Annotated in this window: 17 protein-coding genes and 1 pseudogene; 7 read left to right on the forward strand and 11 right to left on the reverse strand. The window is 37.0% G+C overall.

The window, feature by feature from the left end; all coding sequences use genetic code 11:
* Window positions 1-2 precede the first annotated feature (2 nt).
* The 3 genes from rplD to BOQ62_RS07425 all read right to left on the reverse strand — a co-directional run bounded on the left by rplD (window position 3) and on the right by BOQ62_RS07425 (window position 2263).
* Complete coding sequence (gene rplD, locus BOQ62_RS07415; RefSeq protein WP_129038321.1) at window positions 3-632, reverse strand: 50S ribosomal protein L4; 630 nt, start codon at window positions 630-632, stop codon at window positions 3-5.
* Window positions 623-1249: a 50S ribosomal protein L3 gene (gene rplC, locus BOQ62_RS07420; RefSeq protein ID WP_027371722.1), complete on the reverse strand. Its 627-nt coding sequence runs from the start codon at window positions 1247-1249 to the stop codon at window positions 623-625. The genes rplD and rplC overlap by 10 nt, the downstream gene beginning before the upstream one ends.
* A gap of 249 nt (window positions 1250-1498) precedes the next feature.
* Window positions 1499-2263: a DeoR/GlpR family DNA-binding transcription regulator gene (locus BOQ62_RS07425; RefSeq protein ID WP_129038323.1), complete on the reverse strand. Its 765-nt coding sequence runs from the start codon at window positions 2261-2263 to the stop codon at window positions 1499-1501.
* Window positions 2264-2379: 116 nt separating this feature from the next.
* Here BOQ62_RS07425 and BOQ62_RS07430 point away from each other — a divergent pair, with 116 nt between their 5' ends.
* The 7 genes from BOQ62_RS07430 (at window position 2380) to BOQ62_RS07460 (ending at window position 11671) form a co-directional block, all read left to right on the forward strand.
* The gene (locus tag BOQ62_RS07430) at window positions 2380-3978 is read left to right on the forward strand and encodes a glycerol-3-phosphate dehydrogenase/oxidase (protein ID WP_129038325.1); all 1599 of its coding nucleotides are present in this window, start codon (window positions 2380-2382) and stop codon (window positions 3976-3978) included.
* Between the two features lie 10 nt (window positions 3979-3988).
* Window positions 3989-5485 (forward strand): glycerol kinase GlpK, encoded by a 1497-nt coding sequence (gene glpK / locus BOQ62_RS07435; protein ID WP_129038327.1) that lies wholly within the window; start codon window positions 3989-3991, stop codon window positions 5483-5485.
* A 21-nt stretch (window positions 5486-5506) separates the two neighbouring features.
* Complete coding sequence (locus BOQ62_RS07440) at window positions 5507-6238, forward strand: MIP/aquaporin family protein (RefSeq protein ID WP_129038329.1); 732 nt, start codon at window positions 5507-5509, stop codon at window positions 6236-6238.
* Window positions 6239-6244: 6 nt separating this feature from the next.
* Window positions 6245-7045, forward strand: coding sequence for a hypothetical protein (locus tag BOQ62_RS07445; protein ID WP_129038331.1), 801 nt, complete (start codon window positions 6245-6247; stop codon window positions 7043-7045).
* 181 nt (window positions 7046-7226) lie between these two features.
* A complete protein-coding gene (locus BOQ62_RS07450; protein ID WP_129038333.1) occupies window positions 7227-7649 on the forward strand; it encodes a hypothetical protein in 423 nt (140 codons plus the stop codon).
* Between the two features lie 249 nt (window positions 7650-7898).
* Window positions 7899-8876 carry a hypothetical protein gene (locus tag BOQ62_RS07455; RefSeq protein ID WP_129038335.1) on the forward strand — a complete coding sequence of 326 codons (978 nt, stop codon included), beginning with the start codon at window positions 7899-7901 and terminating at the stop codon, window positions 8874-8876.
* Between the two features lie 74 nt (window positions 8877-8950).
* On the forward strand, window positions 8951-11671 hold the full coding sequence (locus BOQ62_RS07460) for a hypothetical protein (protein ID WP_129038337.1): 2721 nt from the start codon (window positions 8951-8953) through the stop codon (window positions 11669-11671).
* A gap of 59 nt (window positions 11672-11730) precedes the next feature.
* Here the strand turns inward: BOQ62_RS07460 and BOQ62_RS07465 are convergent, their stop codons facing one another.
* From BOQ62_RS07465 to rpsJ, 8 genes and pseudogenes are all read right to left on the reverse strand, one after another.
* Window positions 11731-13632 carry a zinc-dependent metalloprotease gene (locus BOQ62_RS07465; protein WP_129038339.1) on the reverse strand — a complete coding sequence of 634 codons (1902 nt, stop codon included), beginning with the start codon at window positions 13630-13632 and terminating at the stop codon, window positions 11731-11733.
* A 39-nt stretch (window positions 13633-13671) separates the two neighbouring features.
* Window positions 13672-13995, reverse strand: a complete 324-nt coding sequence (locus BOQ62_RS07470) for a hypothetical protein (RefSeq protein WP_129038341.1) — start codon at window positions 13993-13995, stop codon at window positions 13672-13674.
* A 100-nt stretch (window positions 13996-14095) separates the two neighbouring features.
* Window positions 14096-14586, reverse strand: a pseudogene (locus BOQ62_RS07475) (low affinity iron permease family protein).
* Between the two features lie 107 nt (window positions 14587-14693).
* Window positions 14694-15890: a PepSY-associated TM helix domain-containing protein gene (locus BOQ62_RS07480; RefSeq protein WP_129038343.1), complete on the reverse strand. Its 1197-nt coding sequence runs from the start codon at window positions 15888-15890 to the stop codon at window positions 14694-14696.
* Window positions 15891-16160: 270 nt separating this feature from the next.
* Window positions 16161-16415: a hypothetical protein gene (locus BOQ62_RS07485; protein ID WP_129038345.1), complete on the reverse strand. Its 255-nt coding sequence runs from the start codon at window positions 16413-16415 to the stop codon at window positions 16161-16163.
* Window positions 16409-16777, reverse strand: coding sequence for a hypothetical protein (locus tag BOQ62_RS07490; protein ID WP_129038347.1), 369 nt, complete (start codon window positions 16775-16777; stop codon window positions 16409-16411). Before BOQ62_RS07490 ends, BOQ62_RS07485 begins: the two co-directional genes overlap by 7 nt.
* A gap of 18 nt (window positions 16778-16795) precedes the next feature.
* A complete protein-coding gene (locus BOQ62_RS07495) occupies window positions 16796-19051 on the reverse strand; it encodes a TonB-dependent siderophore receptor (protein ID WP_129038350.1) in 2256 nt (751 codons plus the stop codon).
* A 327-nt stretch (window positions 19052-19378) separates the two neighbouring features.
* Window positions 19379-19684 carry a 30S ribosomal protein S10 gene (rpsJ, locus tag BOQ62_RS07500; RefSeq protein WP_002661363.1) on the reverse strand — a complete coding sequence of 102 codons (306 nt, stop codon included), beginning with the start codon at window positions 19682-19684 and terminating at the stop codon, window positions 19379-19381.
* Window positions 19685-19698 lie beyond the last annotated feature (14 nt).

Genomic DNA, 19698 nt, shown 5'->3' on the forward strand with positions numbered 1-19698 from the left:
ACTTATTTCTTTAAATTTTCCTGGAATTTTTCAACTGCACCTTCAAAGAATACAACTTCACCTGCATTTACTAAGTCGTAAGAGCTAACTTCGTTGAAGTTCATTACTTTAGTTTTAGGTAAGTTTCTTGAAGATAAATACACATTCTTGTTCGCTTCAGGAAGAATGAATAAAGATTTTTTACCGTTCAATGCTAATGCATCTAATAAAGTAATGAAATCCTTAGTCTTAGGAGCATTTAAGCTCATATCTTCTAAAACTCTGATGCTGTTGTCTCTCATTTTCTGAGATAAAACAGATTTCTTAGCTAATCTCTTAAGAGCTTTGTTTAATTTGAATCTGTAGTCTCTTGGTTTTGGTCCGAATACTCTACCTCCACCTCTGAAAGTTGGAGATTTAATATCACCATATCTAGCAGATCCAGATCCTTTTTGCTTCTTAAGCTTTTTAGTAGAAGCAGTAATTTCGCTTCTTTCTTTTGCTTTATGAGTTCCTTGTCTTTGTGCAGCAAGGTACTGTTTAACTTCTAAGTAAACCGCGTGCTGATTTGGCTCAATTCCGAATACTGATTCGTCTAGAGTTACTTTTCTTCCGGTCTCTTTTCCTGATGTATTTAATACTACTAGTTCCATTTTCTGATAATTACATAAGAATTTTTAGCTCCCGGAACAGCACCTTTTACTACTAAAAGATTTTGTTCTTGATCAACTTTTAACACTTGAAGGTTTTGAACAGTTACCTGCTCACCTCCCATTCTTCCAGCCATTCTCATCCCTTTGAATACTCTTGAAGGGTCTGAACCAGCACCGATAGAACCTGGAGCTCTAAGTCTGTTGTGCTGACCATGAGTTGCCTGCATTACACCTCCAAATCCGTGTCTTTTAACAACACCCTGGAAGCCTTTACCTTTTGAAGTTCCTGTTACGTCAACATACTCACCTTCTGTGAATAGATCAACTTTTACTTCTTCTCCTACTTTTACTTCATCAACGAATTCTCTGTAGAATTCAACTAATTTAGCTTTAGGAGCAGAACCAGCCTTTTTAAAATGGCCAGCTAACGCTTTACCAACGTTCTTCTCACTCTTGTCATCGAAACCTAACTGAACAGCTTTGTAACCGTCTTTTTCTAAGGTTCTGACCTGTAAAACCGAGCATGGACCAGCTTGAATAACTGTACAAGGAATGTTTTTTCCTTCTTCGTTAAACAAAGACGTCATACCGATTTTTTTACCAATAATACCTGACATTGTTTATATTATAATAAAATTTATCCTTTATTTTTTCCCATTTTTCGGAAGTCTGAAGTAATTTCTACTTTTGATATAGGCATACTACGCTCCTAAAATGAGTGTGCAAATTTATGAATAATTTTATAACTGACAAATATTTTGAGTAAAATATTTTGATTTTTAATCGATTAGATGATTTTGAAAAAATTCAGAACAAATTTCTCAAAGATTTATTTTGATTTAAAAAAAGAAATTAAGAAGAAGATATTATTGAGCTAACACACACACTCCCATCTCCTCCAATTCAGCCCTGTCTTCAGCGGAAATACCGTTATCCGTAATCAGGTAATCCACCTGATCCAACGCTGCAATCTTACCAAACCCTTTCTTGTTCAATTTTGAGGAATCAGCAAGAATAACAGTCTGATCAGCACATTCCATCATAATCTGATTCAAATGAGCTTCTGCTGCATTGGAGGTACTGATTCCAAATTCCGGATCAATACCATCAACACCCAAAAAAAGTTTATTGCATGAAAACTGTTTAAGAATTCCTTCGGAAATAGATCCTACAATAGAAGTAGAGCTTTTTCGTACCTCTCCACCAAGCTGTATAATATTAATATTAGGATTATTGCAAAGTTCAATGGCCACCCTCAAAGAAGACGTCAATACCGTAAGAGACCCAAAGTTCACCAGCATCCTTGCCAGATAATGCATTGTTGTTCCGGATGCCAATATAATACAGTCGTTCTCCTGGATTAATGATAAAGCTGCTTTTGCAATAGCCTGCTTCGCCTCCACATTGATACTTTCTTTCTCCCCTACATTTTTCTCATAGGCATATCTTACCTGCTTACTCGCTCCTCCGTGGTTCCTGAAAAGAAGCCCCAGACTTTCGAGATAGTTCAGATCCTTTCGGATCGTAACCGAAGAAACACTGAGCTTCTCACACAGATCCTGAACAAGCACATGTCCTTTTTCCTCAAGCTCTTTCAGTATTTCATCCTGCCTTGGTAATAGCTTTTCCATTTTATTCGTTTCATCAAAAATACCGTTTTTTTTTCACATCTTAAAATTTCATTTATTTTCTTTTTGCTTTCATTTTTAATTTATATATTTGAAAACGAAACATAAACGAAACATTTATGAAACGAAACGAAGAACTCAGTAAGTTAACCAATGTAAAAGAATGGGACTTTATTGTCATAGGAGGAGGAGCCAGTGGTTTAGGTTCAGCATTAGACGCGGTAAGCAGAGGATTCAAAACATTATTGCTTGAATCTCATGACTTTGCAAAAGCAACATCCAGCAGAAGTACCAAATTGGTGCACGGCGGAGTTAGATATCTTGCCCAGGGAGATGTCGGATTGGTAAAAGAAGCATTAAAGGAAAGAGGACTCTTAGCAAAAAATGCAGCACATATCGTAAAAAATCAGTCTTTCATTATTCCAAACTATACATGGTGGGGAGGAATTTATTATAAGATAGGACTTTCCGTTTATGATTTTCTTGCCGGAAAACTAAGTTTAGGTAAAACAAGATACATCAGCAAATCAAAAACCGTTGAAAAGCTTCCCACTATTGAACAAAACCACTTAATGAGCGGTGTTGTTTACCAGGACGGACAATTTGACGATGCCAGACTTGCAATCAACCTTACCCAAACGATTATTGAAAAAGGTGGAAGTGCTGTTAATTATGTGAAAGTAGTTAACCTGTTGAAAGATAATTCTGATAAAGTAATAGGTGTGGTTGCAGAAGATCAGCTTTCTAAGCAGCAATATCAGATTCACGGTAAAGTAGTCATCAACGCTACCGGCGTATTTACAAATGACATTCTTAATATGAATAATCCTAAGCATGGTAAGTTAGTTGTACCCAGCCAGGGAATTCACCTTGTATTAGATAAATCTTTCCTTAAAAGTGATGATGCCATCATGATTCCGAAAACTTCAGACGGCAGGGTTTTATTTGTCGTTCCATGGCATGACAGAGCTTTAGTGGGAACTACAGATACTCTTTTAAAGGATGAAAGTTTTGAGCCTCGTGCTTTGGAAGAAGAAATCAGTTTTGTTTTAAATACAGCTAGACAATATCTATCAAAAAAACCGACTCGTGAAGATGTAAAATCAGTTTTCGCAGGCCTTCGTCCACTTGCCGCTCCTAAAGACGGAAGCAAAAGTACAAAAGAGGTTTCCCGAAGCCATAAAGTAATTACTTCAGAGACCGGATTAGTTTCTATTATCGGAGGAAAATGGACGACCTACCGTAAAATGGCAGAAGATACAGTAGATGAAGCCATGAAAGTTCACAGGTTGGGAAACAGCCCATCTAAAACAGAGCACCTTTCCATTCATGGAAATGTAAAACCGGAACAGGTAGACAGAACCAATCACCTGTACGTTTACGGATCTGATATCCCATCTATAAAAGCATTGCAGGAAAGCAATCCCCGTTATGCTCAAAAAATCCATCCGGATCACCCTTTCACTGTAACGGAAGTTGTATGGGCTGTAAGAACTGAAATGGCAGAAACTATTGAAGATATTCTGGCCAGAAGAGTCCGCTTACTATTCCTGGATGCGAGAGCTGCTATAGACAGCGCTCATCACGTAGCAAGAATCATCGCTGAAGAGAAAGGATATTCTGAAGAATGGGCTCAGCAGCAGGAAAATGAATTCATTGAATTAGCAAGAGGATATTTATTGACTCCTTATTCACCTAAAGTTATCAACCTAAATTAGCACTATATACATGAATGAAAAACTAATTCTCGCTCTAGACCAGGGAACAACTTCCTCCAGAGCGATTCTCTTCAATCACAGCGGAGAAATCAAATATGTATCGCAAAAAGATTTCGAACAGATATTCCCTACTCCAGGATGGGTAGAGCATGATCCTAATGAAATCTGGTCATCACAAATCTCCGTAGCAGCAGAAATTATAGCGAAAGCAGGAATCTCCGGACTGGAAGTTGCTGCTATCGGGATTACAAATCAACGTGAAACCACAATCGTGTGGGACAAAGAAACCGGTGAACCTATCTATAACGCCATTGTATGGCAGGACCGCAGAACCTCAAAATATTGTGACGAACTTAAAGATCAGGGACATGCATCAACGATCAAAGAAAAAACAGGACTTGTTCTGGATGCTTACTTTTCCGCTACCAAGCTAAAGTGGATTCTTGACAATGTAGAAGGAGCAAGACAAAAGGCGGAAGAAGGAAAATTATGTTTCGGAACTGTTGACACATGGCTTGTATGGAAACTTACCCGTGGAAAAATGTTTATCACAGATGTTTCCAATGCCAGCAGAACCATGCTTCTGAATATTCATACTTTAGAGTGGGATCATGATTTATTAGAATTATTTGACATTCCAAAAGCTATTCTTCCTGAAGTGAAACAAAGCAGTGAGGTATATGGCGAAACCGCTACCACTCTATTCTCTACCAAAATCCCGATTGCCGGAATTGCAGGTGATCAACAAGCCGCTTTATTCGGGCAAATGTGTACTACTCCAGGAATGGTAAAAAACACGTATGGAACAGGATGTTTCTTATTAATGAATACAGGGACAGAAGCTGTTTCTTCTAAAAATAATCTGCTTACAACCGTAGCATGGAAAATTAATGGAGAAGTAAACTATGCATTAGAAGGAAGTGTATTTGTAGGAGGTGCAGCTATTCAATGGCTGAGAGACGGTCTTAAAATCATTCATTCTTCTGACCAGGTGAATGAACTGGCTGCTTCTGTACCAGATAATGGCGGAGTATATTTTGTACCTGCATTAACTGGCCTTGGAGCACCTTATTGGGATCAATATGCCCGTGGAACTATTGTAGGAATTACCCGTGGTACGACAGACGCACATATCGCAAGAGCAACTTTGGAAGGGATAGCATTCCAGGTGTATGATATTGTAAAAGCAATGGAAGCAGATTCCGGAAGAGCCAGCCTTGAACTAAGAGTAGATGGCGGAGCATCAGCAAGTAATCTTCTGATGCAGATACAGTCTGATCTTTTTGGTTTTAAAATTACAAGACCTAAAACCCTTGAAACAACAGCACTGGGTGCCGCTTACCTTGCCGGACTTGCTGTAGGATACTGGAAAGATGTTGAAGAAATTCAGTCCCAGTGGATTGTAGACAAGGATTTCCATCCTCAGTTGGAAAGAGAACATGTTGATAAGATGGCACATTCATGGAAAAGAGCTGTATCACGTGCTCAGAGCTGGATAGAAGATTAATTCACTTATAAAAAAACTTATATGACCCCATTTATTGCAGAAGTTATCGGGACGATGCTTCTTATATTGCTAGGCAACGGTGTTGTAGCCAATGTTGTCTTAAAAGATACGAAAGGAAATAATTCCGGATGGATCGTTATTACTACCGCATGGGCACTCGCCGTTTTCGTAGGAGTAACCGTTGCCGGCCCAATAAGTGGGGCTCACCTGAACCCGGCCGTAACCATTGGCCTTGCAGCCGCAGGTAAATTTTCCTGGGATCTGGTTCCTTCTTATATCGCAGCCCAAATGATCGGAGGGATGCTGGGCGCTTTTCTGGTATGGCTTTTCAACAAAGATCATTTTGCAATTACGGAAGATGAAGGCGCCAAATTAGCTTGTTTCAGTACAAGTCCAGCCATCAGAAAAACATCTTCTAATCTGATCAGTGAGATCATCGGAACCTTCGTTCTGGTATTCGTTATTTTTCATTTTTCTGACCCTAGTATTTCCTTACAGGCAGATCCAACAGCCAAAGTGGGATTAGGTACCGTAGGTGCTATTCCCGTTACCTTTCTTGTATGGGTAATAGGTTTATCACTTGGAGGAACTACAGGATATGCCATTAACCCTGCAAGAGACCTTGCTCCTAGAATAATGCACGCTATCTTGCCTGTAAAAGGAAGCAGTGATTGGTCATATGCCTGGATTCCTGTAGTAGGTCCTGTCACAGGAGCTATTATTGCAGCAGCATTATATGGATTTTTAAAGTAAAAACAAATGATGAAAAAAGTCTTAAAGGGAATCTTCCTTCTTGCGATAGGCACAGGAAGATTATTTTCACAGGAAAAGGAAACCAAAGAAGGAAGGCTTGATTTTACAGCCAACATTCAGAACAACCACTTATGGAGAGGGCTTATTATTACAGATAAACCTGTTGTAATGGGAAATCTTTCTTATGCCTTAGATGCGGAGAAGAAATGGAAGGTAGGAATTTGGGGGGCATCTGCATTAGCGGATGATAAGGACAATACTCATTATAAGGAAATCAACTATTATGTTCAATATTCTAACGGACGTTTTTATATTGGATTATGGGATCTTTACAACTCCCGAAACATTAATACTGTAGTGGCTGCTGACGATATCTTCAGCTATTCACAGAGAAGAACAGCCCATATCATTGATTTAAGAACCAACTATACTTTCGGACCTTCATTCCCGATCAATATTGAAGCAGACATTATGCTGTATGGTGGAGCTAACGCAGGAGAAGTTATCCTGGAAGCTGATGGAAGTTACAAAAAGAACAGATATTCTACCTACGTACAGGCAAGCTATCCTGTCATTAAAGGAGAAAAAGTCAATCTGGACGCATTTGTAGGAGCCGGATTTGCACTCAATGACAAAACATTTTTATATGGCAATGGCAAAAACAGCTTTGACATCGTAAATGTAGGGGTAAAAGCTGGAAAAGTAGTGAAGATTACTGATCATTACAGTCTTCCTGTATCCATGATGGCGATGTGGAATCCATCTAATAAATACGCAAGAATTCAGCTTGCGGCAACTGTTTTTTAATTTGACTTTAACTCAATTATAGAAAAGCCACTTCTTTCAAGGAGTGGTTTTGTTTTTTCAAAAGAAACAATCTACTTACAGAAAAGATAATGTTATACAGTTCATCTGTCATCATCTGCAATAACCGGGTTTTTACGGAGGTTGCTTTGCTTAAATATATTTATTTTTGAAAAAAAGATTTATGAAAAAGATTTTCAGTTTATTGATTCTGTGTATCAGTATTTTTACTTTGGCTCAGCAGGTGAAAGTTCCTTTTACCGGACACCGAAGCTTTGATATCATGAAAGGATACAGCGGAACTGGTACTCCTCATTATTATGTGGATATAAAAAAGACCGGGGAGGTTCATTTTGGATATGTTCAGGTGAATCAGGCTGACGGAAAAGAAACAACAGAAGAAATAAATGCCGGACAATATGCTCCCAATAAAGTCATGAAAGTGGTTTTCAAGGAATATGAGGAGAATTTTCTGGTGAAATTTGACAAAGATAAAATTTACCTTACCGATGAAAGGGGAAATATTCTGCATCTTGAGGGCTGCTGCTCAGCCCGGGAAAGTGCAGATAAAGAAAGCTGTAAGTGTGAAAGTGAACTTTACAAGTAGTTAAAATTGTATATAGAGAGAGCCACTCCATTTGGGGTGGTTTTCTTGTTGTAGAGAACCACCCCGTCAATTATAAATTTGCCACCCCTCCATGGGAGCGGAATGGTTATACGAATTCGCAGCATTTGAACAAATTATAATATATAAATACAATATTCTTTCACTTCTTGTCTTTAACCACTAATCACCGGGATTTTACGGTTTATATTCTACCTGAATATTCTTATTTTTGAAAAGTGATTCATCCTCATGAAAAATTTTAAATTTTTATTCCTGTTTCTTCTCTTTCTTATTGTGTCATGCAGCAAGAAAGAAGATCATCCTTACACGTTTTATTACTGGAAAACTAAACTAAGACTTGACATTGAAGAGAAGAAAGCATTGGATAAAGCAACAGTTCCTTATTTATATACAAGATTCTTTGATGTAGATAAGGTGAACGGAAAATTTCAGCCGGTGGCAGTGATTACTAAAGACAAAAGTTTTCAAACTAACAAGCAGATTGTCCCTACAGTTTTCATTACTAATCAGACGTTGATAGGTATTTCTTCTGATGAGATCAAATTTCTGGCAGAAAGTATTCATCTTTTAATTCAAAAGAAAACAAAAGAATATCAACTGAAAATTAACAATGAAATTCAAATCGACTGCGACTGGACAGCCGGAACGAGGAATGATTATTTTAAATTTCTGAAAGAGCTCAAAAGAGTCTCAGGAAAAAAAATTACCTGCACTCTGCGTCTTCATCAGGTAAAAGATAAAAAGCAGACCGGAATTCCTCCCGTAGAAAAAGTATACCTGATGTGTTACTCCACTTCATCACCTCTGGAAAAGTCTGATAAAAATTCTATTCTGGATGTCAACATTTTAAAAAGCTATCTTTCAAAAATGGAAAAATATCCTATCAAAAAAATCGAAGTAGCACTTCCCATTTATTCATGGGGAATTGTTACCAATCATCTGGGGAAACATAAACTGATTAATGCTTTATCCAAAAGAGATCTGGAAAATCCAAATTTCAAAAAGATCTCCGACCATGAGATTGAAGTTCTGAAAGACGGATTCTACTTTGGAAGTTATTTAAACAAAGGCTTTACCATAAAGGCAGAGGAAATTTCCGAAGAACAACTAGAGGACGTTACTGAGTTTTTACAGAAAAAAATCCCTCATTTTACTATTATTTATTATCAATTAGATAGTAAATTTGTATTAGACCGGAAATTTTAATCTCTTGCAGATAGAGGTAGCTTGCCTGAACCATACCATACAAATATTAAAACTAAAAACACACTACACACCCTATGAAAAAGTACATTCTTTCACTTGCGGTTGTATCACTTTTCTATACACAATCTGATGCCTGTGCGTGGTCAGATCCTGATTATGATTACTTCAACCTTTTTACGCAAACCATCATCAAAGACAAGGCCTATCTTCCTTTTCTACACAACTATTCAAGTAGATTTTATGGAGGTTATAACTCTGCATTGATTCCTGATGACAATGTGGAAACTTGGAAAAAGTTTTTCAACAATCAGCTTAGCTATTCTGAAACCCAGAATTTGGTGTATAAAATAAGCATGAACGACCTGAATGCTTTAAAGAATGGGAATCCTACCAACCCTCTTTTACAAAAAATGGGTTCCGGGTTTTACCAAAAATATAAGGAAGGCATTGATTATTTGATTGAAGCCAAATATCTTGAGCCTTATATGAGCATCAATTATATAGAAAGTGAAAACTCATTCTATTATGACAGAGATGCCAACAGAAAAAATGCCACTGCTCTTGATTACAATAAAACGATCGCAGCTTTAACCTCTCTGTACAATGCAGCAAGAAATCCTGAAATCAAACAGCGTTACGGATATCAGCTAGTACGTCTGAATCATTATACAAGAAATTATGATTCTGCAGTACAGGCTTTTAAAACCTATGTGGCACCTATAAAACTAAAAGGATCGGTTTACTTCATGTCTCTGGATCAGCTGGCGGGAGCTCAAAGAGGATTGGAAATGAACAGTGATGCCAACTGGAACTTCTTTCAGGTATTCATGAACAGCAAAGACCGTAAGGAATCTGCATTTGTTTCTATGAAGCTTTCAGATACGGCCTCTTTCAGCAATATTATGAAAAGAGCCAATACGAATGAAGAAAAGAATATGGCTTACTTCCTTTTAGGGTATGAAGACTTCAACAACCCTATTCCAATGATGGAAAAGATGTATGAAATCAATCCTGATTCTGAAATTTTGAAGGTAATGGCTGCCAGAAGTATCAATGAGCTGGAAAGAAGTTACTTACCTACTTATTACTATACTTCAGAAGCTCAGAAAGCAACAGAAAAAGAAAATTCAACGGATAATTCCGCAAAAGACAAATCAGCAGACCAGGCAAAACCGGAAGTAAAAGAAGAAAAGCTTTCTTTCTGGCAGAAAATTGTAAGGTTCTTCAAAAATCTTTTTGGAGGTTCCAAATCTGATAAAACTGGTGATAATGCTAAAGCTGACCAAAGTGATGACGAACTGTTCAGCAATCCGGACAGAATCCCATTCTATAACAGAACAGGGTATTATTACGATGAGAAGACACAGGATTTCCTTAATAACCTTGAAAAATTCACAGACAAAACAAAAGAAAAGTCTAAAGATGAATACTGGCAGATTGCAGATGCTTATCTTAAGTTTTTAAAGAAAGACTATAAAGCAAGTTCTGAAATTCTGGATGATATCAAAACGACCAATCCAGAATATCTGGAGGAAATCAAAAGAATGAAAGTTCTGAATGACATCGTTTCTCAGCCGAAAATTGATGCAGAATATGAAGATCACCTGATGAAAGATTATGCTGAATATTTTGTTGAGAAAAAAGTAGTGAAAGATACGGCCACAACAGATAATTTCGATTATTATGGAGAAGTACCTTCTACTGCGGATTTCCTTAAAGATGTTATTGCGAACCGTTATTTCCTTCAGGGAGAGGATGGAAAATCTTTCCTGATGAATAACAAACTTTCGGATCTCCAATATAACCCGAACTCCAGCCTGGTAAAAAGTGTGGAAGAGTTTTACAGAAAGCCAAACAAAACACAGTTTGAACAACAGATCATTGCAAAAAACATGGACAGTGTAGGAAATGTAGAGGCATTCTTCAGCACCATTTACGGAGACAGAGCGATGAGACTTGCCGACTTTGAAAAAGCGAAAGCATATTACGAAAAAGCAAAAAGCTTTGCGGGTATTCCAAGACAAAATTATGACTGGAATGAAAAGAGCGGTCAAACCATCACGCCAAAACAATATACTCCTGCTGAATACAACGGATTTAAAAATATTTCAAATCTTGTATTCGGACATAATGTTTGGGAGAGCTTCGGAAGTGCTGACACTGAAAGCATGAAAGTTGAAAACTATACAGATTTCCCTTTCATCAAAACAACAATGGATAAACTTGAACTGGCAGATGCACTGATTCAACTGAAAAAGATTGGAAACGGAACAGGTGAAAAAGCGGCAAAAGCCAATCAGCTTATCGGAAACTTACTGTACAATACTTCTATTTTAGGATATTACCGTGAATTGTTTGTAATGGATATCGACAATAGCAACGGGGGTAAATATGACTTCTGGAATACGGACAGAAAGAACCCTTACAAGTATTATTATAAAAACTTCCTTGACACGTCTTATATTGAACCTGATAATTTTGATCTTTCCATCAATTACTATCAAAAGGCTCTTAAACTTTCCAACAATAAGGAAGAAAAGGCAAGAATTTTATTCCAGATGGCAAGTGCTGAGCAGGGTAAATATTACCAATATGAAGCTAAAGCACCAAAAGATTTTGATTACTCAGATCCGAAATGGTCTGAAAAAGAAGAGGCCCGCCAAAAGGAAATGGACAATCTTAAAAACCAGAAATACAGAACTTATTTCGCACAGTTGAAAGCTCAGTATTCTGATACTGAAACAACGAAAAACCTAATGGGCAGCTGTAGTTATTTCAGCTATTTTATGAGATAATATAAAGCATAAAAAAAACCTCTGATCGCTCAGAGGTTTTATTTTTATTTTTTGTTCAACTATTTTTTAACAAATTTAGTTACAACATTTTCTTCTTTACCATTTTTAATTGTAATAAAGTACACTCCCTTCACAAGAGCTCTTACATTAATTTTACCATCTCCCATAGTTCCTTTTGAAACCAACTGCCCTGGAGCATTGAAGATTTCATAAGATGCGTTTGCTGAAACGTTCAGAACATTTAATACATCTTCTACAGGGTTTGGATAAATCTTAACAGACTTTATATTTCCAGCTTCAGAAACTGCCAATAAACTAGCAACATTAGCCTGCTTCACTGCATAGAATACATTCCCGATTGCTGAAACTCTCAAATGAATAGTCTTTCCAGCCAAAGATGCAGGGATGAAAATACTTGCTGATCCGTTGTTCGGAACTGATGCAGCAAGATCTGTCCATGTTGCACCATTGTCTTCAGTATAATCAACTTTCACATTCGCTACGTTGTATGGAGAAGCTGTAGTCCCCGAAACTGTCCATGTAATAGTAGAGTTTGCATTAGGAGTAAGTGAAGTTGTATTTACTGTAAATGCTGCTGCTGATCCTACTACAATAGTTTGTTCCGCATAAGCCGTTTGCGCCTGTCCTCCAGGTTTATTATCTCTTACCGTAACACGGAACTTTGTAGTTCTTGCCACAGTACTTGCCGCTTCAAAATCTGTTGTATTTTTTACAGCTCCTCCCAGGACAGTTGACAGTTTAGGGAAATATCTTGTAGGACTTGCTGTTGCAGGCCAAGATCGGAAGCTTGCTCCAGATGTTGTATTCCCTATAGCTGATGCTCCATCACCTGTACCCGACGCTTTACCTATACCATTGCCTAACGAACTTGAATTCACCTGTTCCCAGTTGTATGACAAGACATCTCCATCAGGATCTGTTGCTGAAGCTGTTAAAACAAAAGCAGTTGATTTCGGAATAGTATAATTTGTTGTCATTGGTGCTACAACTGGTGGATTATTTGTGATGGGTGTTTCCACATCGGCTGTTACTGTTACAAGATTAGCCTGTACCTGATCAATGCTTACACTATGGAAATATGCATCAGAATGTTGCTGAACATCAGTATTAGCACCTGTAATCCCCGCATATCCCATAATAGTAGATCCAGAGCCTGGTTCTACACAAACACCGGTTCCTTCATTATAGCTGTATGTATGATTATCTCCCAATTGATGTCCTATTTCGTGAGCAACATAATCTATATCAAAATTATCACCCATAGGAACATTACTAGCCGGAGAGGTTATTCCGCTTCCTTTATAGTTATCTGGAGCTGTATAAGCATAATAATTTCCAACAGCATCCTGGCATTCACTCTGAGCTACAGTATAAGATGTTGTTGAAATATCATTACTTCCTATACAACCAATACAACCTGCATTTCCACCTCCTCCTGAAGCTCCAAATAAATGTCCTATATCAAAATTAGCATCGGTAACACCATAAGCCCCGCCATGCAGAACATTCATCAGCTCATTGTTCCACTTACACATGAACTCGGACGTACTGTAAGGATCTGTAGCTGCGTTGGTAAAAATAAGATTAGGGGCATCAATAGCATTAACATGAAGGTTAAATTCTTTTTCAAATACACCATTCACTCTAGATAAAGTAGCATTTATTTGTGTAAGAGCTCCTGCTGTCCCCCCAAAATAAGCAGTATACTCACCTGTCACAGACATTGCTAGTCTAAGAGTATGAAAAGTTTTGTTATTGGATTTAGCAGCTGCACCTGCATTCATTAATTTCTGTAAATTTTCTACAGATTCTTTACTTTCTTTAGTCTTACAGGTAAAAGCATGACCATTTTTATTAGTCTTTCCATGTATGGAATAATAGGACTTATCAGATGTTGCAGGTTCTATAAATTCATATTTACCATCAGTTCCAATAATCATCGATTGGAAATCATTGGGAGCAACACTAAATCTGATATATTAGGTAGGATCATCAATTCCTATCCCCACATAAGACCCCAACTGATATTTATTTGCCAAAGTCTCATCCATTACTGGAAAACTATTTACCGTAAACTTTTCAATTTTCCCGTCAAGGGTAGGAATATTAACTGTGATAGGTGCTCCCTCTCCCATTTTAGGAGCCCTAAGAAGCTGAGTTCTTATCTGATCCAAATCAAGCTTATAATAAACTGAATGATCACTTTTCTTAATGATTTTTTTCTCCGGAAGCCCTCTACTCCATTGCGCATTTGCTGCAACAGCTAAAAACAGCACAGGCAGACAAAATAATTTTGTTTTCATATATTTTTTTGACAAATGTATAAATTTCTCAAAAAAAACAATTAAAAAATAATTAAAAAACAACAAGTAAAAATAAATAACATAAGCAGGAAATAAAAAATCATTTTCTCTGTTCCTGCTTTTGAATCCATTCTTCATGCTTTCTTTTAAAGAATTCATATTTATAGTCCTGATTTCTCTGTGCAGCGTCAATGGAATGGGAAGTATGGATATCCGCATCTTTTTTGGCTAGCTCACCCAGCTTTTCATAATAGATGTGAAGCTGATCCAATTCTGCTTCCGTAAGATCTTCAATATCTACAATTCGGTTGCTTGCTTTTTCGTGAGCGGCAATTAGTTCATTCAATTTGATCTGTATTGCCTTTGAGTCTTTATTCTGGGCTTTTTGAATCAAAAATACCATCAAAAAGGTGATGATTGTTGTTCCGGTATTGATCACCAGCTGCCAGGTTTCAGAATAATCAAAAAAGGTCCGGAAACTGCCCATACCAAAACAATAAGAAAAGCTCCGACAAAAGCATAGGCACTTCCAGTAAATTTTACTGCCCAATTTGAAAATTTCTCAAAAAAACTGTTCCCTTTATGACTCATGATCTTTGTTTTTAGAATAATAAATGTATAAAAAATTAATCTGAAAATGAGAAAAGATGATGAATATGAGGTATCTAAATATTTCAGAGTTTATTTAATATGATCTTTTATTTCATTTTCCTGAATCTGTGCCACCAAATCAGAAATCCGGTTATCGGTAGAGAGCAACCAATGAGAGAAATAATAAAATAGAGAATAATACTTGGCAAACCCATAATTTCTCCGGTGTGCAGGGGTTTTGCCAACGCTGTAAATTGTTTGTTTAAAGGTTTGTCTGAAAACAGTTCTTTCGTTTTGAAAACTCCCGTTTTATCAAAAGTAACTTCATCAGGAAACATCATTCCAAGGAAGTTCTGCCTGTTGGTTTTGATGACAACATATCTTGGGTTTTCTTTATTGGGCAATTCTATACTGGTAACAGCATGGTAAGGCAAATGATGATCTGCCAATTTTAAAATTTTATCCACAGAAGCAGAAGCTGCATTTTTCAGATTTTTCTTTTCATCCTGCTTTTGAAGCATATCTTCAAGAAGCCCTCCGAAGGGATCATCTTCATTATCTTTATCTTTGGAAATAGCATCAATAGATGATCCTCCCAGACTTACAATAAGGCCGTTTTTCACCCATGGATAAGTCACATATAATCCGGTAACCGCAATAAAGAAAAGCATCAGAAAGGTATAAAAACCAAGGGTATTGTGGAGATCATAATTCACCCTCTGGAATTTGGCTTTGAACATCACCGTTAATCCCTGTTTCAAAAACTTGAGTTTTTTTGGAAGCCAAAGAATTAAACCTGAGATCAGGAGAATACAAAAGATTAAAACCGATGCTCCTACAATCTGTCTTCCCACATTTCCCATCATCAGGTTTCTGTGAAGATCAAGGACTGTTTCAAAAAACTGGGTAGAACTTACATTGGGTTGTCCCAGGAGTTCTCCTGTATACTGATTATAGTAAGTGATTTTATCCAGATTATTCTCCCGGTAACCAATCACATAACTTTTCCCATTATCATCAGGAATCATCAGAGAAGTGAGCTCTTTATTTTGTTTTAATAATTTTGCCTGGATCATATCCGGATTCATAACAACTCCTGAACCTGGGTTGATATAGATTTTGTCTCTGTTGCTAAAATCAGTGATCTGATTTTTGAAAGCATAGAGACATCCTGTAATACACATTACAAAAACAATAACGCTCGATAAGAGCCCCAACCAGAGATGAGTGATCCACATCAGGTATTTTGTTACCGATTCGTTTTTTCTTCTTTTCCTGTAAAGGCTTTTGAATAATAATCTCATTGTTTAATAGCAAAAACATTAAGACAGTATAACCGTCTTAATGTTTTAAATTAAAATTGATATGAATAAATTAAAAAAAGTTAATACAAATTCGGGCTAGGAAGCATAAAGCTTATGATGGAAGTTATTTTAGTCCAAAAGATTACTGATTAACTTTAATCTACATTCACCAAATTGAATACGTTTTCTTAAAAGTAGTAAGAACTTTTAGCCCAATATCATATCCATCTCCTTCTTCCTGCTTCCAGCCCTCATTGGTATCAATGTCGTTTATTTTCTTCCTTTGAACTGAACATCTTTTACAATCTCTTCGAACTTTGTATAGTGTTCAGGACTTAAGGCTTTCTGAATTGCCTGTTTTCTCTGAGCATCAAATTTTACCCAGTATTCTTTTGCCAGATCATTATTTCCGTGATAGACATCGTGAGCGTCATTGAAGGCTTTTTCAAAAGCATCATTCGCTGCGTTTACTACTTTGAATTCATCTTCAGAAAGCTGAGCTTCTGTTTTGATTCTTTCTAACAATGCATTGTCATATCTCGGTCTTTTTCTGGAATTTCATCAATAAATTTATTGAACTTTTCCATTTGAGGGGCATCTAAAACTGTAGCCATTTCAATAGACTGCTGTGCTCTCAGTTCCTCATTTTTGATACCTAAAGCTACACGATCCATATTACCACCCTGCGCTTTTGCTGCCTGGAAGTTCTGCTCCTGAAGCTGCTGATATTTTGCAGTGATCTCATTAAAGCTCTTTTCTTGTTCAGCAGTCAGTTTCACTTCTGTTTTGAACTTGTTATAATCTATTCCTTTCTTTTTGTCTCCGGAACATGACATAGCAGCAGCGCCAAGAGCTAATGTGAAGAATAGTATTTTGATACTTTTCATAATGAATGATTTTGTTGATTAGAATTTATAGTTTACCTGTACAGCAAAGTTTCTCGGCTGAATCTGGTCAATGTATCCACCTCTGAAATAAGAGCTGTACCCTACGCTGTCAAAAATATTATTAAAGAATACTCTGATTCCCATTCCGTTTTTCAGAGCATACCCTACCTGAGCGTCTACTGTAGTATATTCCCGCATATCGAAAGGTTTATCTCCAGGTTTCACACTGTTCAGGTGACCTGCTGTAAATGTTTTCTGAGTCCATTCATCAACTGGTCTTTTCCCTACATAATAAATTCCGGCACCTACATCAAGTCCTGATAAAGTCCCTTTATTGAATTTATAATTCAGCCATCCGTTTGCGGTGTGCTTAGGAGCATTCATTGGGGCAGATCCGTTAATATAAGCAGGGCTGTCCTGATATTGTGCATCCAGATAAGCCCATCCTGACATCACCTGAAGGTTCGGAAGAATTCTTCCGATTAATTCTACTTCAACTCCTTTTCTTCTAAGGTTTCCTGCAAGACCATACATAGTTTGTTTGTTAATCACAACAGGGTTATAGTTTTCGTCAAGAATAGTGAAAGAAAGATGATCTGTTTTAATATCGAACACTGTTACATTAAATCTTAAACGCTCATTGAACCAGTCTGATTTAATACCTGCTTCCCATTGTTTTGTCATTGATGGACCTACTCTGCCTCCGTCTAAAAGGAAGTTATTGGAAGACCTTAAAGAGGTTGTAGTGGTATATGATCCGAATACATTCACGTTTGGAAGTGGAGAAACAATTAATCCGAAATTAGGATTCCATGTATCTACAGACTCGTTGGCAGAACCATTCAATCTGCTGTAACGAAGTCCTAAATGTGCTTTCACATATTTTCCGATGGTCATTACATCCTGAGCCATTGCCCCGATACTTGGAGTTAAAACCGCGTTTGATCTTCCAAGGTTTTTGTAAATAACATTTACAGGAAGCTGATTAGAAATACCTCCATTCACAACATCAAAAATATCCAATGGATTAGCTGCATAGGTTGTATTTCCTATTTTTGTAGCACGTGCTGTAATTAGATTTCCCGGTGCAATTGAGTTTTTATAAGCTTCATATGTTGTAGATGAAGTTTCTGATTCTCTCCAGTCAAAACCAACCTGGAATGTATGATTAATAAATCCTGTTTTTATTTGTTCTCCGATGAAGTCTAACTGTAATACCTTATTGATATCCTCACCTTGAGATTTTCCAATAGTACGCTGTCTGATATTATAGTTCGTTTCACCTGCCGGTAATGATACAGATGAAGCTTCAGAATCAGTATTGCTTACTGAATTTACGAATGCTGCTCTTACTTTTAATTTGTCTGTAAGGTTACGTACAATTGTAGTGGAAAAGTTGAAAGTTTCTGTTTTTGAATAATCAGATGCATATCCTAAAAACTTTCCTTTTGGCATGTGATACAATGCTTCAACAGTTCCCGGAGCAAGATTGATTGTTCCTCTGTCCGGTGTCCTTTTATCATGAAGATAATCCATTTCCACATTGATTAATGTTTTATCATCCGGACGGAAAGCTATCGATGGGTTTACATAGATTCTCTCTCCTTTTACATGGCTTCTGAATGAATTGTTATTCTGATAAGCTCCATTGAATCTAACCGCTACTTTACCCTGAGAGTCCAATACTCTCTGGAAGTCTACTGTAGGTCTGTAAAAATCCCAGCTTCCATAACGGAATCCTACATTAGTCTGATCAATAAACTGTGGTCTTTTTGTTACAACATTGATAACTCCTCCTGCAGAACCCAAACCATTCCCGATTCCCTGGCCAATTGCTGCAGATCCTTTGATTACCTGAATACTTTCCACTCCCTGCATATCTGTAATCATCCCTGCAGTACGGAAATCTGAATCCAGCTGAACCCCATTTTTCAATACGGGAACACCACGGTACCCTCTGATGGACATACTTTCGTTTCCTCCACCATAACTTGAAAATAGAGTTACCCCGGGAACATTTTTGGCAACATCAGTAACTGTTAGTGCTCCTAATTCTTCAATTGCTTTATGGGAGATTATTGAAATACTCTGAATCTGATCTCTGGTTTTCAAAGGCAGTCTTGTAATTGCATCAAGGCCTTGCGGCTGTTTCTTTTTTTCACCAAACAGTTCTACTTCTTCAATTTTCTTGTGTTTTACTGAATCATTTACTTTCTGCGCATTGGCAAGAACCCCACCTAATAATAGCAGAGAAAAGGATACTACTTTATTCATCTGATAATTTTCTGCAAAATTATTATTTTTATTCATTCTAAATAAATAAACACAAGTGACATATGTCACCCTAAAAAGAACTATTAATATCAGATCATTAATCATTCCTAAGGACTCTTTAGAATCCCCAAACAGATCTATTCTATCATTAAGAGTTATCCCTTCAAGGCTTTTTATGATTACTGAAAGTATAATGCAAAAAAAACAGATTTGATGATTTAAAAATCTGCTTCCAATATCTTGATGTACCTTTTCAATAAGATTCATAAAAAAAATCCGTCCCTAAAAAGGAACGGATTTGTATAATCATTGCAAAGTATGCATTTATCACACTTTAATTTCAACGTCTACACCTGAAGGAAGTTCTAATTTCATTAGAGCATCAACAGTTTTAGAAGAAGAAGAGTAGATATCCATTAGTCTCTTGTGAGCTGAAAGTTGGAACTGCTCTCTTGCTTTCTTGTTTACGTGCGGAGATCTCAACACTGTGAAGATTCTCTTGTTCGTAGGCAATGGAATTGGACCGTTTACAACAGCACCAGTAGCCTTTACCGTTTTTACGATTTTCTCAGCAGACTTGTCTACCAAGTTGTAATCGTAAGATTTTAATTTTATTCTGATTCTTTGTGACATTTCTTTAATTTAAA

Origin of the sequence: Chryseobacterium sp. CH21 (assembly GCF_004119445.1) — a bacterium.
In the GTDB taxonomy this organism is placed as follows: Bacteria; Bacteroidota; Bacteroidia; order Flavobacteriales; family Weeksellaceae; genus Chryseobacterium.

Coding starts and splice junctions, on each gene's coding strand:
- BOQ62_RS07440 (WP_129038329.1), top strand. CDS start 5,507: ATGACCCCATTTATTGCAGAAGTTATCGGGACGATGCTTCTTATATTG.
- rplC (WP_027371722.1), bottom strand. CDS start 1,249: ATGTCAGGTATTATTGGTAAAAAAATCGGTATGACGTCTTTGTTTAAC.
- BOQ62_RS07480 (WP_129038343.1), bottom strand. CDS start 15,890: ATGAGATTATTATTCAAAAGCCTTTACAGGAAAAGAAGAAAAAACGAA.
- BOQ62_RS07445 (WP_129038331.1), top strand. CDS start 6,245: ATGATGAAAAAAGTCTTAAAGGGAATCTTCCTTCTTGCGATAGGCACA.
- BOQ62_RS07460 (WP_129038337.1), top strand. CDS start 8,951: ATGAAAAAGTACATTCTTTCACTTGCGGTTGTATCACTTTTCTATACA.
- BOQ62_RS07495 (WP_129038350.1), bottom strand. CDS start 19,051: ATGAATAAAGTAGTATCCTTTTCTCTGCTATTATTAGGTGGGGTTCTT.
- glpK (WP_129038327.1), top strand. CDS start 3,989: ATGAATGAAAAACTAATTCTCGCTCTAGACCAGGGAACAACTTCCTCC.
- BOQ62_RS07430 (WP_129038325.1), top strand. CDS start 2,380: ATGAAACGAAACGAAGAACTCAGTAAGTTAACCAATGTAAAAGAATGG.
- BOQ62_RS07490 (WP_129038347.1), bottom strand. CDS start 16,777: ATGAAAAGTATCAAAATACTATTCTTCACATTAGCTCTTGGCGCTGCT.
- rpsJ (WP_002661363.1), bottom strand. CDS start 19,684: ATGTCACAAAGAATCAGAATAAAATTAAAATCTTACGATTACAACTTG.
- BOQ62_RS07470 (WP_129038341.1), bottom strand. CDS start 13,995: ATGAAAACAAAATTATTTTGTCTGCCTGTGCTGTTTTTAGCTGTTGCA.
- BOQ62_RS07425 (WP_129038323.1), bottom strand. CDS start 2,263: ATGGAAAAGCTATTACCAAGGCAGGATGAAATACTGAAAGAGCTTGAG.
- BOQ62_RS07465 (WP_129038339.1), bottom strand. CDS start 13,632: ATGATTATTGGAACTGATGGTAAATATGAATTTATAGAACCTGCAACA.
- rplD (WP_129038321.1), bottom strand. CDS start 632: ATGGAACTAGTAGTATTAAATACATCAGGAAAAGAGACCGGAAGAAAA.
- BOQ62_RS07455 (WP_129038335.1), top strand. CDS start 7,899: ATGAAAAATTTTAAATTTTTATTCCTGTTTCTTCTCTTTCTTATTGTG.
- BOQ62_RS07450 (WP_129038333.1), top strand. CDS start 7,227: ATGAAAAAGATTTTCAGTTTATTGATTCTGTGTATCAGTATTTTTACT.